Consider the following 15,236-nt stretch of genomic DNA (forward strand, 5'->3'; position numbering starts at 1 on the left):
AACCCGGATCGGCGACTCGAGTCAGAAGGACAATCCGATGAACAATCCATTTGCCGATGATGAGGCGATCGACGACCTAGGGCGCTACATCAAGGCGCAGCGAGAGCTGGCACAGCTTTCCGTGCGTCACCTGGCCCGCATAGCCCAGGTGTCCGACTCCTACCTGAGCCAGGTGGAGAAGGGCAGATATCAGCCCTCGGCGCAGTTCCTCAGCAACATAGCAAAGGGGTTGAACATGCAGCCTGACGTCTTCTTCAAGATGGCCGGCTGGCTGCCAACGGTTCAACCGGACGACCAGAGTGACGCGGTGGAAGCCGCGCTTCGCGCCGACAGCCGGTTGAGCGACGAGCAGAGATCGTTGCTTCTACAGCTTTACAAATCGATGGTCAACCCGACCTGATCCCCGAATCCCCAGAGGAGAACACCATGTCTGACTACACCGAGATCGCAAACCAGCTCACCGACCAGTGGATCGCGTCGCTGGAGCGCGCGAAGAACGCTCTGCCCGACCTGGATGAGAGCCTGAAGGCTCTGCCCACCATCCCGGGTGTCTCGACCGCCGGTTTCCCCGAGGTGCCGAGCCTGCCCAGCCCCAAGGAGGTCGTGGAAGCCAACTACGCGATCGCCCAGCGGCTGCTCGAAGCGCAGCGCGACTTCACCCTGGCCGTGATCGAAAAGTCCACCCCGGCCGAGGCCAAGTAACAACTCAGCACTGAGGTTACGGCCACTCTTCGGCCGATGAGGACCCGCCACCACTCGCTGGTGGCGGGTCCTTCCACTCTGCCGAAGGTCATCGACAAACACCCGCGTGCGGCCGCAGAACGCCCCAACTGCCCTCTCGCAGAACGCGATCGTGACCTTCACGACATCAGCAAACCGCACCCGTACGCGTCGATCCGCATCTACTGTCGAGTCGACTGCCGTTCACCCCACCGCCACGCGGCAGGCACCGACACGAAGGACGACACCCGACCATGAGTGATCGAGTAGCAGTGGAGACGCCCAGCCTGTACCACTATCTGGCCGAGCCGTACCGCGCCGTGGCGGAGCACATGGCGTTCGTCGGCGCCATCCCGGCCTTGGGCCTGGCGCATGCCGGCGAAGGGCAGGGCCGCCACGTACTGGTGATACCCGGTCTGCTCTCCGACGACCTGTCGACGCGGTTGATGCGCAAGACCATCGATCTGGCCGGCTACCGGTCCCACGGCTGGCGACTCGGCCGAAACATCGGCCCGACCCGCCCGGCCATCGAGGGCATCCTGACCAGGCTGGAAGACCTCGCCCAACGACAGAGCGGACCGATACCGGTCATCGGTTGGAGCCTGGGCGGCTTGTTCGCGCGTGAACTCGCCACACTGCGACCGCATCTCGTCGACCGGGTGATCACCATGGGGTCACCGGTCAACGCGATCGACAAGCGACAATCCGCGCGCGCAGAACTCTACGACCTCTTCGAAGCCAAGCACCTACCGTCATACTCGTTGGACCAGTGGCGCACCCATCACGACAATCCCGTTCAGCCGATCACCTCGATATTCTCGAAGTCGGACGGAATCGTGCAATGGAAGGCCGCCTGCGTGGATGAGGGACCGCGCGCCGAAAACGTCGAGGTCTACGGATCCCATTTCGGGCTGGGTGCCAACGCCACCGTCGTCCACGTCATCCTCAACCGGCTCGCCGTGTCAGTGGACGACTGGCAGCCGTTCCGGGCCGAACCCCTTATCGCGCACCTGTTTCCGGCGGCATTCCCACTCGCTGTCTGACTGTGGCGACGCCGCTACTCGGCAGAGTCCGACCATAAGGCGCCGACCAACCCGTCGACGATGTGCTGCATGCACTGCAGCGCCTCTGGAATCCGATTGCGCCCGAAGCGATACCGCGGCGCATTGATGGTCAGGATTGCGATCATGGTGCCCGACGCGTCCCGTACGGGTCGCGACAGCGACAACAGACCCTCTTCGAGTTCGTTGTCGATCACGCCGAACCCTTGTTCACGAATCTCCTGCAACTCGCGCAGCAGTTTGTCGTGGTCGGTGATCGTGTGCTCGGTGTACGCCGGAAGCTCTTCTGGCAGAACCGCCATGGCCTTCCGGGCAGGCATCTCCGCCAACAACACCTTGCCCGATGAGCTGGCATGCAGCGGCCACCGTTGCCCGACCATGTGCTGGGCCATACCGGATCCCGTACCGACCAGATGTGATCCGAACGCCTCGGCGATCAGGTCGACCCCATCCTGCGAATTCGGTACCGAGATCGACACCGTCTCGTTGAACTTGTCAGCGAGCTTCTGCAGCAGCGGCTGGACACGTGCGACAAGACCGCCGTACGGGTCGGCCCGACGGCCCAGCCGCGCGAGATCCCAGCCCAGAACGTAGTTGTTGTCGACGCGGTCGACCAACCCGCTGCGTTCCAAACTGAACAGCAACCGGAATGCTGTGGGGCGTGAGATACCGACCGCCTTGGCCAGCACGGTGACCGTCGCCCCCGTGCGGGGTTGCGCCGCCAGCTCCCGCAGCAGCCGAACAGCCTTGGTCACCGACTTGTTGACCAGATCCTCAGACCCAGCAGCCTCGGCCATCCCCACCCTTCACTGTCGATGATCATCTGTCGGTTCACGCACAACTGCTATCCGTTCAGGTCAGAACGCCGCCTGACCCCATGACTGTGATTGGCCTGCTTCATGTGTCCTGCGAGGCACGCCCATCGGGTTGGCATCCTGCAATTGCTCGGGAAGGAGCTCCGTCGGTGCGTCCTGGTAGGCGATCGGGCGCAAGAAACGATTCATCGCGGAGGTTCCCACCGAGGTGTGCGCAATCGCCGTGGTGGCCGGGTACGGGCCTCCGTGGTTCTGCGCGGGTGTTACCGCCACGCCGGTCGGCCAGCCGTTGAAGACCACGCGTCCTGTGCGGGCGGCGGCAACACGGATCAGCCCACGCAGCTCCTGACGCTCGGCAGCGTCTGGATTGGCCGGCGTGTGCACCGTGACGGTCAAGGCGCCGTCGAGACGCGACAGAATCTCATGAACCTCAGCGACACTGGCATATTCGACGACGATTGCCGTGGGGCCGAAGGTCTCCTCCAGCAGGACTTCCGCATGTTCAAGCAAAGCAGTTGCGTTGGTGCGCAACAGCGTCGGGCTGAACGACGGCACACCATCTTCGCCGGCCGGAACCTCAGCACCGTCGACCAGCACGTCGACACCGTCTACGCGTCGGACATCATCGAGTCGGCTGCGGAATCCCTGCGCGATCTTGGCGGTGAGCATGCGCGCGGCCGGAACCTCCGCTGCCAATTCGGCAATGCGGGCAACCAACGCCGACCCGTGCGGCACGAGCAACAGACCCGGTTTGGTGCAGAACTGGCCCGCGCCCAGCGTGAACGAGCCGACGAAGCCCGCGGCGATGTCCTCTGTTCGCTCGGCGGCTGCACCTGATGTGATGACGGCGGGGTTGAGGCTGCCCAACTCGCCGTAGAACGGAATCGGGCACTTACGTGCCGACGCGATGTCGAACAGTGCCCGGCCGCCGGGAACGGAGCCCGTAAAGGCCGCTGCCGCGACCCGTGGGTCCTGCAGCGCCCGGACCCCCGCATCGACTCCGGTGATCATGGCGAAGATTCCTGCTGGAGCACCGGCAGCTGCGAGCGCGGCGGTCACGATGTCGGCGGTCATCGCCGAGGTTCGCGGATGGCCGGGGTGGGCTTTGAGAATCACAGGGCACCCGGCCGCCAAGGCCGAAGCCGTATCTGTACCAGCGACCGAAAAGGCGAACGGGAAGTTGCTCGCCGCGAACACCAGGACGGGCCCGACGGGCACCTGATAGCGACGCAGATCGGGGCGCGGTCCGAGGACGAACTGCGGATCCGGCAGGTCGATCACCACGTCGAGGAAGCGGCCGGCCAGCAGCTCCTCTGCGAACATCCTCAGTTGCACGCTGGTACGCGAAACCTCGCCTCGCAGTCGCGCTTCGGGCAGACCGGTCTCCTCACCCGCGACGGCGACCAATGAATCAACGTGCGCGGACAGGGCGTCGGCCAGCGCCACCAACACCCGAGCGCGCTGTGTCGGGGTCTGGTCCTCCCACGCCGATGCGGCGGCGACGGCTGCATCGAGCACTCGGTCGAGTTCGTGGTCGGTGGTTTCGGCGGATTCGTTCAGATGCTCGTGAACAACTGACATCAGTCGGTTTCTCCTTGGTATCTCGTCTATTACACGGCGATGGGTTGGCGGTAACCGCCGAGCTGCCCTTTGTGGAACACCAGCGGCTCGCCGTCGCCACCGTCCATGGCGGTGACCTCGGCGACGACGATGACGTGGTCACCACCGTCGAACTCGTGGACCACCTGGCAGTCGATCCAGGCGTGGGCTCCGGTGACGCGCGGCGAGCCGCCCGGGGAAAGCCTCCAGTCGACGTAGGCGAACTTGTCGGGGTTCTTGCCGGACAGGGCTTTACACACGTCCTTCTGTCCAACGCCCAGCACGCTCGCACAAAGCTGTCCGGCGGTGCGGAGCCTGGGCCAGCTGGTCGACGTGTGGGCGACACTGAAACTCACCAGCGCGGGACCGAGCGAGAGCGACTGGAAGGTTCCCACGATCATCCCCCACGGCTGAGCCGTGTCCGGAAGGATCGCCGATACGGCCACGACGCCGGTCGGGAGGTGGCCCATGACGGTGCGGTAGTGCGTCTGCTCGATCATCGCTGTCATCGTTGTAGTCCTTCCGGGTCGTTCGGCCGACTGGACCGATAGTTTCACGTTCATTATTTGAACGTTGTGTTCGATTGCTACCTATCGTGCGATCCGAATCACAATCTGTCAATAGGCAGGCCGTGAAGTCCGCGCACCGACTTGGCGCCCACGAGCATCGAAGGCAGCGGTTCGATGCGAATTTCCGGGTATTCACCTCGCCAGATGCCCTCCGCACGGTCACGGTGTGCCTCAGGCGGTATTGACGACACACTGAGCCGCGTGTCACACTTTGGTCGCCTTGTTCAGTAACTGAACACCTGCAATCATCGCGGTCGGATGACCGGTGATCTCAGCACCTCGTCACCCTCCCCCGTCCTGAACACCAAGCAAGACAAGGAGTTCCAGATGCTCTCGACAATTCCCGAAGCCATCGAAGCGCTGGCCGGCAAGAAGATGGTGGTCGTCGTGGACAACGAGGACAGGGAGAACGAGGGCGACCTGATCATGGCCGCCGAACACGCCGACACCGAGGCCGTGGCATTCTTCCTGCAGCACACCTCCGGATTCCTCTGTGTGGCGATCGACGAGAACCGCGCCCATGAACTGTCACTGGAACCCATGGCCCGCACGAACACCGACCGGCACCGCACCGCGTACCTGGTCACTGTCGACTACAAGCACGGCACCACCACAGGCATCAGCGCCGGAGACCGCGCTGCCACGGTGCGAGCACTGGCCGATCCCGCCGTCGCGCCCGACGACCTGTCGCGGCCCGGCCACGTCATCCCGCTGCAGGCCAAGCCCGGCGGCGTGCTGGAACGCGCCGGCCATACCGAGGCCGGCGTGGACTTGTGCAAGGCAGCAGGGTTGAGCGGTGCAGCCCTGCTGTGCGAGATCGTCACCCCGGATCGGCGAGACATGATGCGTCGCACCGAACTCGAACAGTTCGCGAAAACGCACGGGCTGCCGATCATTTCCATCGATGCACTACGAGCATGGCGCCGGCGAGGTCACCCCCTCTCGGCGACGGCTCAGCAACCCAGCATCGTACGGTCCGGCCAGAGCACGCTGCCGACCGAGACCGGCACCTTCCACGCCATCGCATACCACTCCCCCGAGGACGGCGTCGAACATCTCGCATTGGTGATGGGCGACCCCGCATCGGCCACAGCCCCGCTCGTCCGGGTGCACAGCGAGTGCCTCACCGGCGATCTCGCAGGATCACTGCGGTGCGATTGCGGAACCCAGTTCCAGTCGGCGCTACAGGCCATCGCCGACGCCGGTACCGGGGTGATGATCTACCTGCGCGGCCACGAAGGCCGGGGAATCGGTCTCGGTAACAAGCTGCGCGCCTATCAACTTCAGCAACACGAAGGCCTCGACACGGTCGATGCCAACGTGAGCCTCGGACTGCCCATTGACAGCCGCAGTTTCACCAGCGCCTGCCAGATTCTCGACGATCTCGGCGTCCGTGCGGTGAGGCTCATGACCAACAACCCCGACAAGACCCGCGCCCTCGACGAGCACGGGATCACCGTCGTCGAGCAGGTCGCACATGAGGTGTCGCCCGGCTACTACAACCGCGGCTATCTCACCACCAAACGCGACCGCATGGGCCACACGCTGCAGCACATCGGCTGAGCCACAGCCGCTTTCATCCCACCGCCTCGAAGGGACCACATGACCACCGTCGAAACCCGCAGCGCACCGTTCACCTGGGCCCAATCAGCGCAGTACAGCCAGGGCGCCAAAGCCGGTGACCTCGTGTTCACGTCGGGTCAGGCCGGGTATGACGACGCGGGCAACCTGCTGGACGGGTTCGAGGCCCAGGCCCGCCAGGTGCTCCACAACATCGAGGCCGTCCTCATCCAACACGGCGCGTCGCTGTCGTCGGTGGTGAAGCTGACCGCCTACCTCGGCGACAAGGGTGATTTCGAGGCATTCAAGAAGATCCGCAGTGAGTTCTTCTCCAGCCCGTGGCCGGCCGTGACGGCTGTGCAGAACGACTTCCTGGTCGAGGGCATGCTCGTGGAGATGGACGCCATCGCGGTGGCCGGCGGACTCCGCGTCCACGTCGACGACACCGAGTAAGACCGCAGGTAGATGCCAACAAGGAGGAACCCGTGGACCTCGGACTGACCGGCAAGGCCTTCGTCGTGACGGGCGGCAGCGAGGGCCTGGGATTCGCGTCTGCACGTGAACTCACCCGCGAAGGCGCAGTCGTGACCATTTCATCGCGCACAGAAGCCAAAGTCGCGGACGCGGTGGACCGACTCGGTCGAGACAGGCCCGGCGCGGTCGACGGTGTCGCCGTCGACAACGGGGATCCCGGTGCGGCTGACCGCGTAGTCGCGGCGGCGACGTCGCGGTGGGGCCGACTCGACGGCATGGTCATCAGCGTGGGCGGACCGCCTGCCGCCACCGCGTTCGCCGCGGCCGACGACGACTGGGAAAGTGCGTTCCGCTCAGTATTTCTGGGCGCCATCCGACTGGTTCGCGCAGCCGTCCCCGCGATGACAGAGGGAGGCGCCGTCGTACTGGTGCTGTCGACATCGGTAAAGTCCCCGTTGACAGGACTCGGCATCTCCAACGGATTGCGCCCAGGCTTGGCGATGGTGGCGAAAGACATTGCCGACGAACTGGGGCCCCGCGGCATCCGTGTGGTGAGCATGTTGCCGGGGCTGTTCAACACCGCGCGTGGCGCCAGCGCGACCGCACAAGAACTCGACAACATTCCCCTGGGACGTATCGGCGACCCCGCCGAGTTCGGCCGTGCAGTCGCATTTGTCGCGTCGCCTGCTGCGTCCTACATCACCGGTTCCACCATCGCTGTGGACGGCGGTGCGCTGCGCGCGCTGTGACTTGAGATTCAGTGCCCCGGTGGCACTTTGGCTGCAGCGCGCGAAATCCAGCATGGGGTGGTCGACGTCGCATAAGCCAACCACGCCCGAATCGCCGGTGAGCCTTGTTATGCGAATCGTGCATCAATATCGGTTTTCGACCGACGCACAGCCCGCGGCGTTCGATCATTTTGCCGTGCATACGAAGTCGCACGGACTACGGGCCACCGTGTGGCAGGCCAGGGTGAGACATTGCCACCGGGTAAACCGTTCGGCTTTCCCACCTGCCACGCGGAGCTCGAAGACCGTTGGTCCGACGGGAAAGCCAGCCCACACGGAGGCCGCGATTACGCCTCTGGCTCGACAGATTTCAGCTACCCCTCAGCTCCAGGAGGACAATGATGTCGATACGAGGATCTGAACCCCCGCCGGCGAGACGGCTTGAGGTCAACGACGTCATCATTGCAAACAAGAAGGAGTTGAGGATCGCGCACATCGGTGCGGGCGTCGGCAACTTCATCGAGTGGTACGACATCGGAGTCTACGGCTATCTCGCCGTCACCATGACCGCTGTGTTTACCGCAGGCATGGATCGATCGATGGGTCTCGTCGTCACGCTGCTCGGCTTCGCGGTCTCATTCGTGGTGCGCCCTATCGGCGGCATGATCCTGGGCCCGTTGGGTGACAAGATCGGCCGGCGAAAGATGCTTTTCTTCACCATCGCACTCATGGCGACCGCCACGACGCTCATCGGCTGTCTGCCGTCAGCCGAGAAAGTAGGCCTCTGGGTTATTGTTCCGCTCTACATGCTGAAGATGATGCAGGGCTTCTCGACTGGCGGGGAATACTCGGGCGCTTCGACCTACATCGCAGAGTTCTCCCCCGATAAGCGCCGCGGTTTGATGGTGGGCCTGCTCAACGTGGGCTCCCAGCTCGGCTTCGCCGCCGGCGCGGGCATCGTCGCCGTCACCACCGCTTGGTCCACGTCGGTGTGGGGCGAGGACGCGATGGTCAATGGAGCTTGGCGCATTCCCTTCCTTATCGCGGCACCGTTGGGCATCCTGGCGGTCTGGTTCCGCACCCGCATCCCTGAGTCGCCCGCCTTCGAACTCGCAGAGTCCGTCGAGGAGCACGAGCACGCGGAGGGCCACAAACTCGACCCACTGTTCGAGCGTCACGGTCTCGCTGACATCCTGCGCCGGTACTGGCCGGAGATCCTCATCGGTATCGGCGTGATCGCGGCCGACGGATCGGCCGTATACCTGCTCCAGAGTTACATGCCGACCTACATGGAAGTTGAGATGGGCGTCCCAGCGTCCCACACTGCCACGGCTGCCGTCGTCGTCCTCGTGATGCAGGCGGTCCTCATACCGTTCTTCGCGATGGCGGGAGACCGCTTCGGGCGTCGGCCGGTGCTGTTCACCGCCGCCATCGGCAACATTGTTCTGCTGTTACCTGCGTTCGCCCTCGCTCAACACGGTACGTTCTGGGCGCTGTACACGACGCTGTTCATGCTCGCCGTCCCGAGCGCACTGTTCCTCGCGAACACCGGCGCCCTCATGTCGGAGCTGTTCCCGACGGCATCGCGGTACGGCTGCGTGGGCTTCACGCACAACGTTGCCATCTCGATATTCGGCGGTACGACCCCGCTGTTCAGCCAGATGTTGGTAAATGGCACCGGCAATCTGTACTCGCCGGCGTTGTACGTCATGTTCTTCTCGATCGTCGCAGTCTTCGCGATCTGGAAGATGCGCGAGCCCGCGGGTCGTCCGCTGCTCGGCTCCGTGCCCGTCGTCGCAACCCGCGAGGAGGCGGAAGCCCTCGTCGCCGGGCAGAACACCAACCCGAAAATTGACACCCGCACGATGCCGTTGCAGCTCGCGGCGATCAATTAGTGGCCGCGTGCCCCTGGGCGATCTACCGCAGACCACCCAGGGGCACAGTGCATTTGGGTATCACACCCGCGCGACGGTCAAAGCCGCACGCGGGCATTGGCGAGATGCACCTGGGCGATCTGCTCCAAATGGACCAGATCACCCTCGATGCTGATGAAGTCGAATCCGAGTGCAAGGCGTTCGGCTGCGGAGTCACCGTCGTCGGCATGGATGCCCACAGCCTTACCGGCACCGTGTCCGGCCCGCAGAATCCGGTCGAGCGCGGCATCTCGAGCCGCCGTTGCGGACGGATCATCGGGGTCCCCGCCGCCGACCGCGACGGTCAGATCGTACGGGCCGACGTACAGTGCGTCGACGCCCGGCACCGCCGCAATCTCCTCGACGTGTTCCAGCCCCGACGCCGTCTCGATCATCACGGCTACCAGGGTCGTGTCGTTGACACGTGCGAGATCTCCGTTGCGCCGCAACTCCGCTCGCATCGGACCGTAGGACCGACGCCCCAGCGGCGGATATTTCGAGTTGCGGACAGCCTGCCGCGCTGCTTCGGCATCGTCGATCATCGGCACGATGACGCCTGCAGCGCCACCGTCAAGCGCCTGACCGATGCAGTGCAGGTCGTTCGCTGCGGTACGCACGAGACCAACAGTGGGCCGAGGCCCCAGGGTTCCGCCCGCATCGATGGCCATCAGGCCGTCGCGGATGCCCTGGTAGCCCATGAGGCCGTGCTGCTGATCCAAGCACAGGTAGTCGTATCCGACGCGAGCCAATCGCTCAGCCATCACCGGCGAGTCGGCCAGCAGCCAGTATCCGACAAGCTGCTCGCGCTCCCGAACACGCCGGACGAAGTCCTCAATTGGGGTTCGTTCCATTTGTTGCCCCTTCGTGATTGTTCAACGAGTAGTTTGACTCGACGCTCGCCGATATCGCCGCCCCACTGAGCATTCCCTCCCGGAGAATCCCGTCGAGTGTTCGCCAGTCTTCACCGGTTCAATCATGATGATGGCCAACGCATCATCATCCCGATACCGGGACTGGCTGAAGATTTCATGCGGCACATCAGTGAACTGGTTTGCGCCCCGTGCCGAGGAAGCCGCTATCCGAACGACGCGACCGGCTCGCCGAACACCCCCTCATCGGGAGTGACACCAAGACCCGGGCCGGTCGGCACCTTGATACGCCCCTTCTCCACCCGGATCGGATTTTCGGAGTCGTAGTGGACATCCAGGTAGGGCTCGGCGATCCATACGCCCTCGAGCAGCCGCGGTTGCACCGTGGCACCGATGTGGACACACGCCGCCGCGATGATGTCCCCGCCCCAAGCATCATCACAGGTATGCGGCATGGCACGCGTTTCGCAGATATCCCGCACCGCGGCAAGATTGGCCAGCCCGCCCAGACGCGTCACCTTGAATCCGAATCCGTCGCAGATCCCGAGCGAAATCGCCCGCAGGACATCGTTGATGCTCTCGGTGTTCTCATCGAGGTATACGCCATGGTGCAATTGGCCTCGGATGGCAGCGATCTCGTCCATTGTGTTACAGGGCTGCTCGAACACAAAGGGAATGTCAGCGCACTCCCGCCCGATCCGCAGCACATCGCGTGCCAGCAATGAGCGGTTGCCATCCAACGCCAGTCGGGTGCAGCCCGTAGCTTCCCACACCTTGCGAATCGTCTCGATATCCTTCTCGACGGGCCGCCCACCAACCTTGGCCTGCAACCGCGGATACCCCTCGGCGAATTTCTCGGCGGCCTTTTCCGCGATTTCGTCGGGCTCACCCACGGAGAGCGCATAGTACGAGTCCACCCAATCGGTCGTCGCACCACCCAACATGTCGCAGACCCGCATCCCATAGGTCTTACCGATCAAGTCGTGGATCGCGATGTCAATCGCAGCCTTGGCATAGTTGTGCCCGTTGAGAAGTCGATCCAACGCTCGACGCACCTCCCGCGGGCCGGTGACGGGAGCGCCGACCATTCCTGGCGCCATCTGCTGTAGCGCTGCCCGCGCGCCGAGCGCATGCTCCGGCGCATACACCGGACCCACGGGACACGTCTCGCCCCAACCCGAAACACCCGCATCCGACACGATCTGCACAATCGTCGAATCCAGACTCGTATACGGCCCCGACGACATCCGATAGGTCGTCCGCGTCACCGGAACATCCATCTGATACACGTGAATTTCGGCTATCCGCACCGCCAGTCCTCCTACTACGAAATTCATCCCTACGCCAGGATCTCGGGTGGTGGGAGAACACGGCCGACGACGCCAGAAGCCGAGGTCGGTTGGGGCTCGCGGAAATCCGGCGTCACACCGCCAAGCAGTTGACTGCGCTCCAAAAATAACTGATGCGGTCCGCCATTCAGATTTTTATGCGAATTGCGTATCAATATCGGTTTTCAACGTGGGCGCTGTGCGCGGCGTCCGATCATTCGGCAATGCATTCGACGTCGTGCAAACCAGCACCGAGTGTCCAGTCAGCGAGACCCAACCACCATATGAACCTTGACAGTGAGCTAGCCTCGATTTTTCGTCCAAGGTGATTGCGGTGGAGCGTTGGGGCAAGATGGGCCGTGAGGTGGCTTCTGCGGTCACGGGGCGTGGCGGGGTGGTCCCTTATCGCCGGGCTGGGCGGGCTTTCCCAGGGCCAGTGGGCCTTTCGTCAGTTGGATCAGATGAGCTGTGGATCAGTCGAAGGCGGTGCGGATGTGCTGCCAGGCGGTCGCGATCTGGGCGGCCCATCGCCAGGTGGCGTCGAGACGTAGGCATGTTTGGCGGGCGCTGCGGGTGATGCGGGCGGCGACGTGGAGGACCCGGTAGCGGAAGGTGGCGATCTCGGTGCGGGCCAGGCCCGGGTGGGTGCGGAATCCGATGAGTCGGCACCAGGTGACCAGGTCGGCGGCGGTGAGGGCGATTTCCAGCCATGCGGCGTTGGCCCAAAATGAGTGGCAGGGCAGGTTGCGCAGGCCGGTGGCTTTGAGTTCGCGGATGCGGTCTTCGACGCGGGCGTGCTGACGGTGGCGCAGTTCCAGGCCGGCGACCTGTCCTGACACGACGCCGGGTGGTGTGTCGGTGATGAACGCTGTGATCCGCATCCCGTCGGCGTCGGTGAATCGCAGCTGGGCGCCCGGATGCGGCCTTTCTTTGCGCAGGATCAGCCGCGTGCCCGGTGGCCACGACGACAGGTTGACCAGGGTGGTGGCTTCGGCGATCCAGGCGCCGTCGCGGAGACCGCCGGCGGTGCCGATCGCCGGGTACCAGCCCTCGGCGAGGTTGAGGGTGTCCACCGCGTCTTGGACGCGCCAGTCGACGGGGTAACCGAAGGAGAACCCCACCCCGGCGGCCCGGCAGGCGTCGGCGAAGGTGTGGGTGGCTCCGGCGGTGTCGCAGCGCACCAGCACCTTGGGCTTGTCGGGATGATCGCCAGCCCTGGGGTCGGGTCGCCAGGCCGCGGGCAGCGCTGCCAGCGCTTGGGCCAGCACGATGACGTGGTCGCTGGCGGTGTTGGAGCCGGCGTTGCCGGTGCGTAGCAGCCCGGCCAGGGCTTCCCGCCGGCGATCTCGGGCGGTCCAGAAATGCCAGCAGCGGATGGTGCCCGAACGACTTCTTCCAGGTCGGCGTCGCACCGCCTTTGTTGTCGGAGTGATCGATCACCAGGGTGGCGTCGATGTCGATGTGCAGCCAGTCACCCGGAGCGGGGGCGGCACCGGCGGCCCAGGCCGCCGCCCGCGCGCCCGCTCGGGCCGCCCGCACCGCGGGTAGGTGTGCGGCGTCGATGCGCTCATCGACCAGCCGCCACATCGTGGTCGTCGAGGCTTTCGCACCGAAGGCGTGCTCACGGTCGCCGCAGAGCTGGCCGACCCCGTCGATGCAGTCCGCCCGTCAGCAACCGCAGCCGCCAGATCAGCGAACACGTCTCCGGGCGCATACACCCACGGCCCGCGGTAGGTGTCGGCCAAAGCAGCCGTGACCTGCGCCGATAACCCGGTCCGATCGGCCAGTTCACGTAGCAGGCCCATCCCGGCATGCGACACGACGCCATGGCCGTCGGCCGACACTTTCACCCGCGATGCGGCCGCGATATTCTTCACCTGCGAAGTGCCTTCCCGTCAGGATCTTTGAACCGTAGAGAAGTCCAATTATCCCTTGCAGGACAGGCACTTTCGCTTATCTACACACCGCCAAAGGCAACATTCCGCGAAAAATTCGGGCTAGCCAACACTTAGACTGAACATCACGTTCACTTATTGAACGTGTTCACAATCTCCATACGCAACGCCGCCGACGCGTTCGGCGCGAGTTCCAAGGAAGTGCACCGCCGTGAAGAATGCACCGCTGGCCCTCTTCGCCTTCGACGTCTTTGCCCCGTCGCATCTCACGACGGCATCCTGGCGCAGCGAAGGCGACGAAGGATACCGCTACACCGACCTGAAGTATTGGCTCGACACAGCCCGGATGCTTGAGGACGCGAACTTCGACGGCATCTTTTTTGCCGACACTGTCGGCGTTCACGACGTGTACGCCGGTACGGGCGACGCGGCGATGCGCGATGCGGCGCAGTATCCCATCGACGATCCGACCGTGCTGATCAGCGGAATGGCCGCCGTGACCGAGCATCTCACGTTCGGCGTCACCGTGTCGCTGACCTACGAGCAGCCGTACTTGCTGGCTCGCCGATTCAGCAGCCTGGACCACCTCACCAACGGCCGCGTCGGATGGAACGTCGTGACCTCTTACTCGGAGTCCGCCGCTCGCAACCTCGGCAAGGTCGAACAACTCAGTCCCGCCGAGCGTTACGAGTTGGCCGACGAGTACATGGACGTCGTCTACAAGTTGTGGGAAGGCTCCTTCGAAGACGACGCGGTGGTCCGCGACGGCGAATCCGCGACATACATCGATCCCGCCAAGGTCCATCCGATCAACCACAGCGGCAAGCACTTCACCGTCCCCGGTTTCCACCTGTGCGAACCCTCCCCCCAGCGCACCCCGGTGCTCTTCCAGGCCGGCTCTTCGTCGTCGGGAGTTGCGTTCGGCGGCAAGCATGCTGAAGCTGCCTTCATCAACACCACATCGGTCGGCCAGGCGAAGTCCAGCGCGAAGAAGATCCGGCAGGCAGCCGCCGACGCGGGACGTGATCCCCAGGACGTCAAGGTCGTCGCACTGATCACCGTCGTCGTCGCCCCCACCGATGAGGAAGCCCAGGCCAAGTACGAGCAGTACTTGCAAAACGCCACGGCCGAAGGGTGTTTGGCCCGATTCAGCGGCTGGACCGGAATCGACATGTCGACCTACGACCTCGACACACCGCTGAAATCTGTTGAGACAAAAGCCAGCCAGTCCATGGTGGACCTATTCTCCAAGGCCGACCCCAACCGCGACTGGACACCGCGCCAGGTCGCGGAATTCCTCGCCATCGGCGGCACCGGCTGCACGATCGTCGGGTCCCCAGAAACCGTGGCGGCCGAGCTGCGTCGCTGGCGGGATGAGGGTGATATCGACGGAATCAACCTCAGCTACACCACCAAACCCGGCGGCTGGAAAGAATTCATCGAGTTGGCTCTTCCGGTGCTGCGGGAGCAAGGACTCATAGCGCCGGCACGTGCCGACGACCAAGCACCGGTCACCATGCGAGAGAAGCTGTATCCCGGGCACAAGCGGACTCTCGACACTCACCCAGCAGCGGCTTTCCGCGCCAAGCAGACCCCGCCGTCACCGCGACGCGTGGCACCGCCCTCGGTGACGGCGCCTGAAGCGGTTTCCCAGACCGCGCAGTAAACCTCACCCCCGAATCCACCGGTTCCCCTCCGCGGTGCC

General features: G+C 64.3%; 13 protein-coding genes and 1 pseudogene. 8 read left to right on the forward strand and 6 right to left on the reverse strand.

The window, feature by feature from the left end:
• The first annotated feature begins 37 nt into the window (after positions 1-37).
• The 3 genes from BTO20_RS21730 to BTO20_RS21745 all read left to right on the forward strand — a co-directional run bounded on the left by BTO20_RS21730 (position 38) and on the right by BTO20_RS21745 (position 1,763).
• Positions 38-400 (forward strand): helix-turn-helix domain-containing protein, encoded by a 363-nt coding sequence (locus BTO20_RS21730; RefSeq protein ID WP_087082465.1) that lies wholly within the window; start codon positions 38-40, stop codon positions 398-400.
• 26 nt (positions 401-426) lie between these two features.
• Positions 427-702 (forward strand): hypothetical protein, encoded by a 276-nt coding sequence (locus BTO20_RS21735; RefSeq protein ID WP_198344017.1) that lies wholly within the window; start codon positions 427-429, stop codon positions 700-702.
• A gap of 272 nt (positions 703-974) precedes the next feature.
• A complete protein-coding gene (locus BTO20_RS21745) occupies positions 975-1,763 on the forward strand; it encodes an esterase/lipase family protein (protein ID WP_087078220.1) in 789 nt (262 codons plus the stop codon).
• A gap of 14 nt (positions 1,764-1,777) precedes the next feature.
• Here the strand turns inward: BTO20_RS21745 and BTO20_RS21750 are convergent, their stop codons facing one another.
• Genes BTO20_RS21750 through BTO20_RS21760 form a run of 3 tightly spaced genes read right to left on the reverse strand, consistent with a single transcriptional unit; the run spans position 1,778 to position 4,704 of the window.
• Positions 1,778-2,578 (reverse strand): IclR family transcriptional regulator, encoded by an 801-nt coding sequence (locus BTO20_RS21750; protein WP_087078221.1) that lies wholly within the window; start codon positions 2,576-2,578, stop codon positions 1,778-1,780.
• A 60-nt stretch (positions 2,579-2,638) separates the two neighbouring features.
• Complete coding sequence (locus BTO20_RS21755) at positions 2,639-4,177, reverse strand: aldehyde dehydrogenase (NADP(+)) (protein ID WP_087078222.1); 1,539 nt, start codon at positions 4,175-4,177, stop codon at positions 2,639-2,641.
• Between the two features lie 29 nt (positions 4,178-4,206).
• Positions 4,207-4,704, reverse strand: coding sequence for a flavin reductase family protein (locus tag BTO20_RS21760; protein ID WP_087078223.1), 498 nt, complete (start codon positions 4,702-4,704; stop codon positions 4,207-4,209).
• Positions 4,705-5,091: 387 nt separating this feature from the next.
• Between BTO20_RS21760 and ribA the strand changes: the two genes are divergently transcribed.
• From ribA to BTO20_RS21780, 4 genes are all read left to right on the forward strand, one after another.
• Complete coding sequence (gene ribA, locus BTO20_RS21765) at positions 5,092-6,327, forward strand: GTP cyclohydrolase II (protein WP_087082467.1); 1,236 nt, start codon at positions 5,092-5,094, stop codon at positions 6,325-6,327.
• A 39-nt stretch (positions 6,328-6,366) separates the two neighbouring features.
• The gene (locus BTO20_RS21770; protein WP_087078224.1) at positions 6,367-6,777 is read left to right on the forward strand and encodes a RidA family protein; all 411 of its coding nucleotides are present in this window, start codon (positions 6,367-6,369) and stop codon (positions 6,775-6,777) included.
• A 32-nt stretch (positions 6,778-6,809) separates the two neighbouring features.
• Entirely contained in the window at positions 6,810-7,547 is a 738-nt protein-coding gene (locus tag BTO20_RS21775) for an SDR family oxidoreductase (RefSeq protein WP_087078225.1), read from the forward strand.
• Between the two features lie 458 nt (positions 7,548-8,005).
• The gene (locus BTO20_RS21780; RefSeq protein ID WP_232490817.1) at positions 8,006-9,421 is read left to right on the forward strand and encodes an MFS transporter; all 1,416 of its coding nucleotides are present in this window, start codon (positions 8,006-8,008) and stop codon (positions 9,419-9,421) included.
• A 77-nt stretch (positions 9,422-9,498) separates the two neighbouring features.
• Here BTO20_RS21780 and BTO20_RS21785 read toward each other — a convergent pair whose 3' ends face one another.
• From BTO20_RS21785 to BTO20_RS21795, 3 genes and pseudogenes are all read right to left on the reverse strand, one after another.
• Complete coding sequence (locus BTO20_RS21785) at positions 9,499-10,290, reverse strand: HpcH/HpaI aldolase family protein (RefSeq protein ID WP_087078226.1); 792 nt, start codon at positions 10,288-10,290, stop codon at positions 9,499-9,501.
• Positions 10,291-10,514: 224 nt separating this feature from the next.
• Complete coding sequence (locus tag BTO20_RS21790; protein ID WP_269770299.1) at positions 10,515-11,645, reverse strand: mandelate racemase/muconate lactonizing enzyme family protein; 1,131 nt, start codon at positions 11,643-11,645, stop codon at positions 10,515-10,517.
• Positions 11,646-12,109: 464 nt separating this feature from the next.
• A pseudogene (locus BTO20_RS21795) lies at positions 12,110-13,513 on the reverse strand (IS1380 family transposase).
• Between the two features lie 229 nt (positions 13,514-13,742).
• Here BTO20_RS21795 and BTO20_RS21800 point away from each other — a divergent pair.
• Positions 13,743-15,197 (forward strand): LLM class flavin-dependent oxidoreductase, encoded by a 1,455-nt coding sequence (locus BTO20_RS21800; RefSeq protein WP_087078228.1) that lies wholly within the window; start codon positions 13,743-13,745, stop codon positions 15,195-15,197.
• Positions 15,198-15,236 lie beyond the last annotated feature (39 nt).

The sequence above is a fragment of the Mycobacterium dioxanotrophicus genome, assembly GCF_002157835.1.
Taxonomy (GTDB): Bacteria; Actinomycetota; Actinomycetes; order Mycobacteriales; family Mycobacteriaceae; genus Mycobacterium; species Mycobacterium dioxanotrophicus.

What these genes read in the sequence shown, in the direction of transcription:
- BTO20_RS21785 (WP_087078226.1), bottom strand. Translation starts at nt 10,290, where the DNA reads ATGGAACGAACCCCAATTGAGGACTTCGTCCGGCGTGTTCGGGAGCGC.
- BTO20_RS21730 (WP_087082465.1), top strand. Translation starts at nt 38, where the DNA reads ATGAACAATCCATTTGCCGATGATGAGGCGATCGACGACCTAGGGCGC.
- BTO20_RS21770 (WP_087078224.1), top strand. Translation starts at nt 6,367, where the DNA reads ATGACCACCGTCGAAACCCGCAGCGCACCGTTCACCTGGGCCCAATCA.
- BTO20_RS21755 (WP_087078222.1), bottom strand. Translation starts at nt 4,177, where the DNA reads ATGTCAGTTGTTCACGAGCATCTGAACGAATCCGCCGAAACCACCGAC.
- BTO20_RS21735 (WP_198344017.1), top strand. Translation starts at nt 427, where the DNA reads ATGTCTGACTACACCGAGATCGCAAACCAGCTCACCGACCAGTGGATC.
- BTO20_RS21745 (WP_087078220.1), top strand. Translation starts at nt 975, where the DNA reads ATGAGTGATCGAGTAGCAGTGGAGACGCCCAGCCTGTACCACTATCTG.
- BTO20_RS21750 (WP_087078221.1), bottom strand. Translation starts at nt 2,578, where the DNA reads ATGGCCGAGGCTGCTGGGTCTGAGGATCTGGTCAACAAGTCGGTGACC.
- BTO20_RS21760 (WP_087078223.1), bottom strand. Translation starts at nt 4,704, where the DNA reads ATGACAGCGATGATCGAGCAGACGCACTACCGCACCGTCATGGGCCAC.
- BTO20_RS21790 (WP_269770299.1), bottom strand. Translation starts at nt 11,645, where the DNA reads ATGAATTTCGTAGTAGGAGGACTGGCGGTGCGGATAGCCGAAATTCAC.
- ribA (WP_087082467.1), top strand. Translation starts at nt 5,092, where the DNA reads ATGCTCTCGACAATTCCCGAAGCCATCGAAGCGCTGGCCGGCAAGAAG.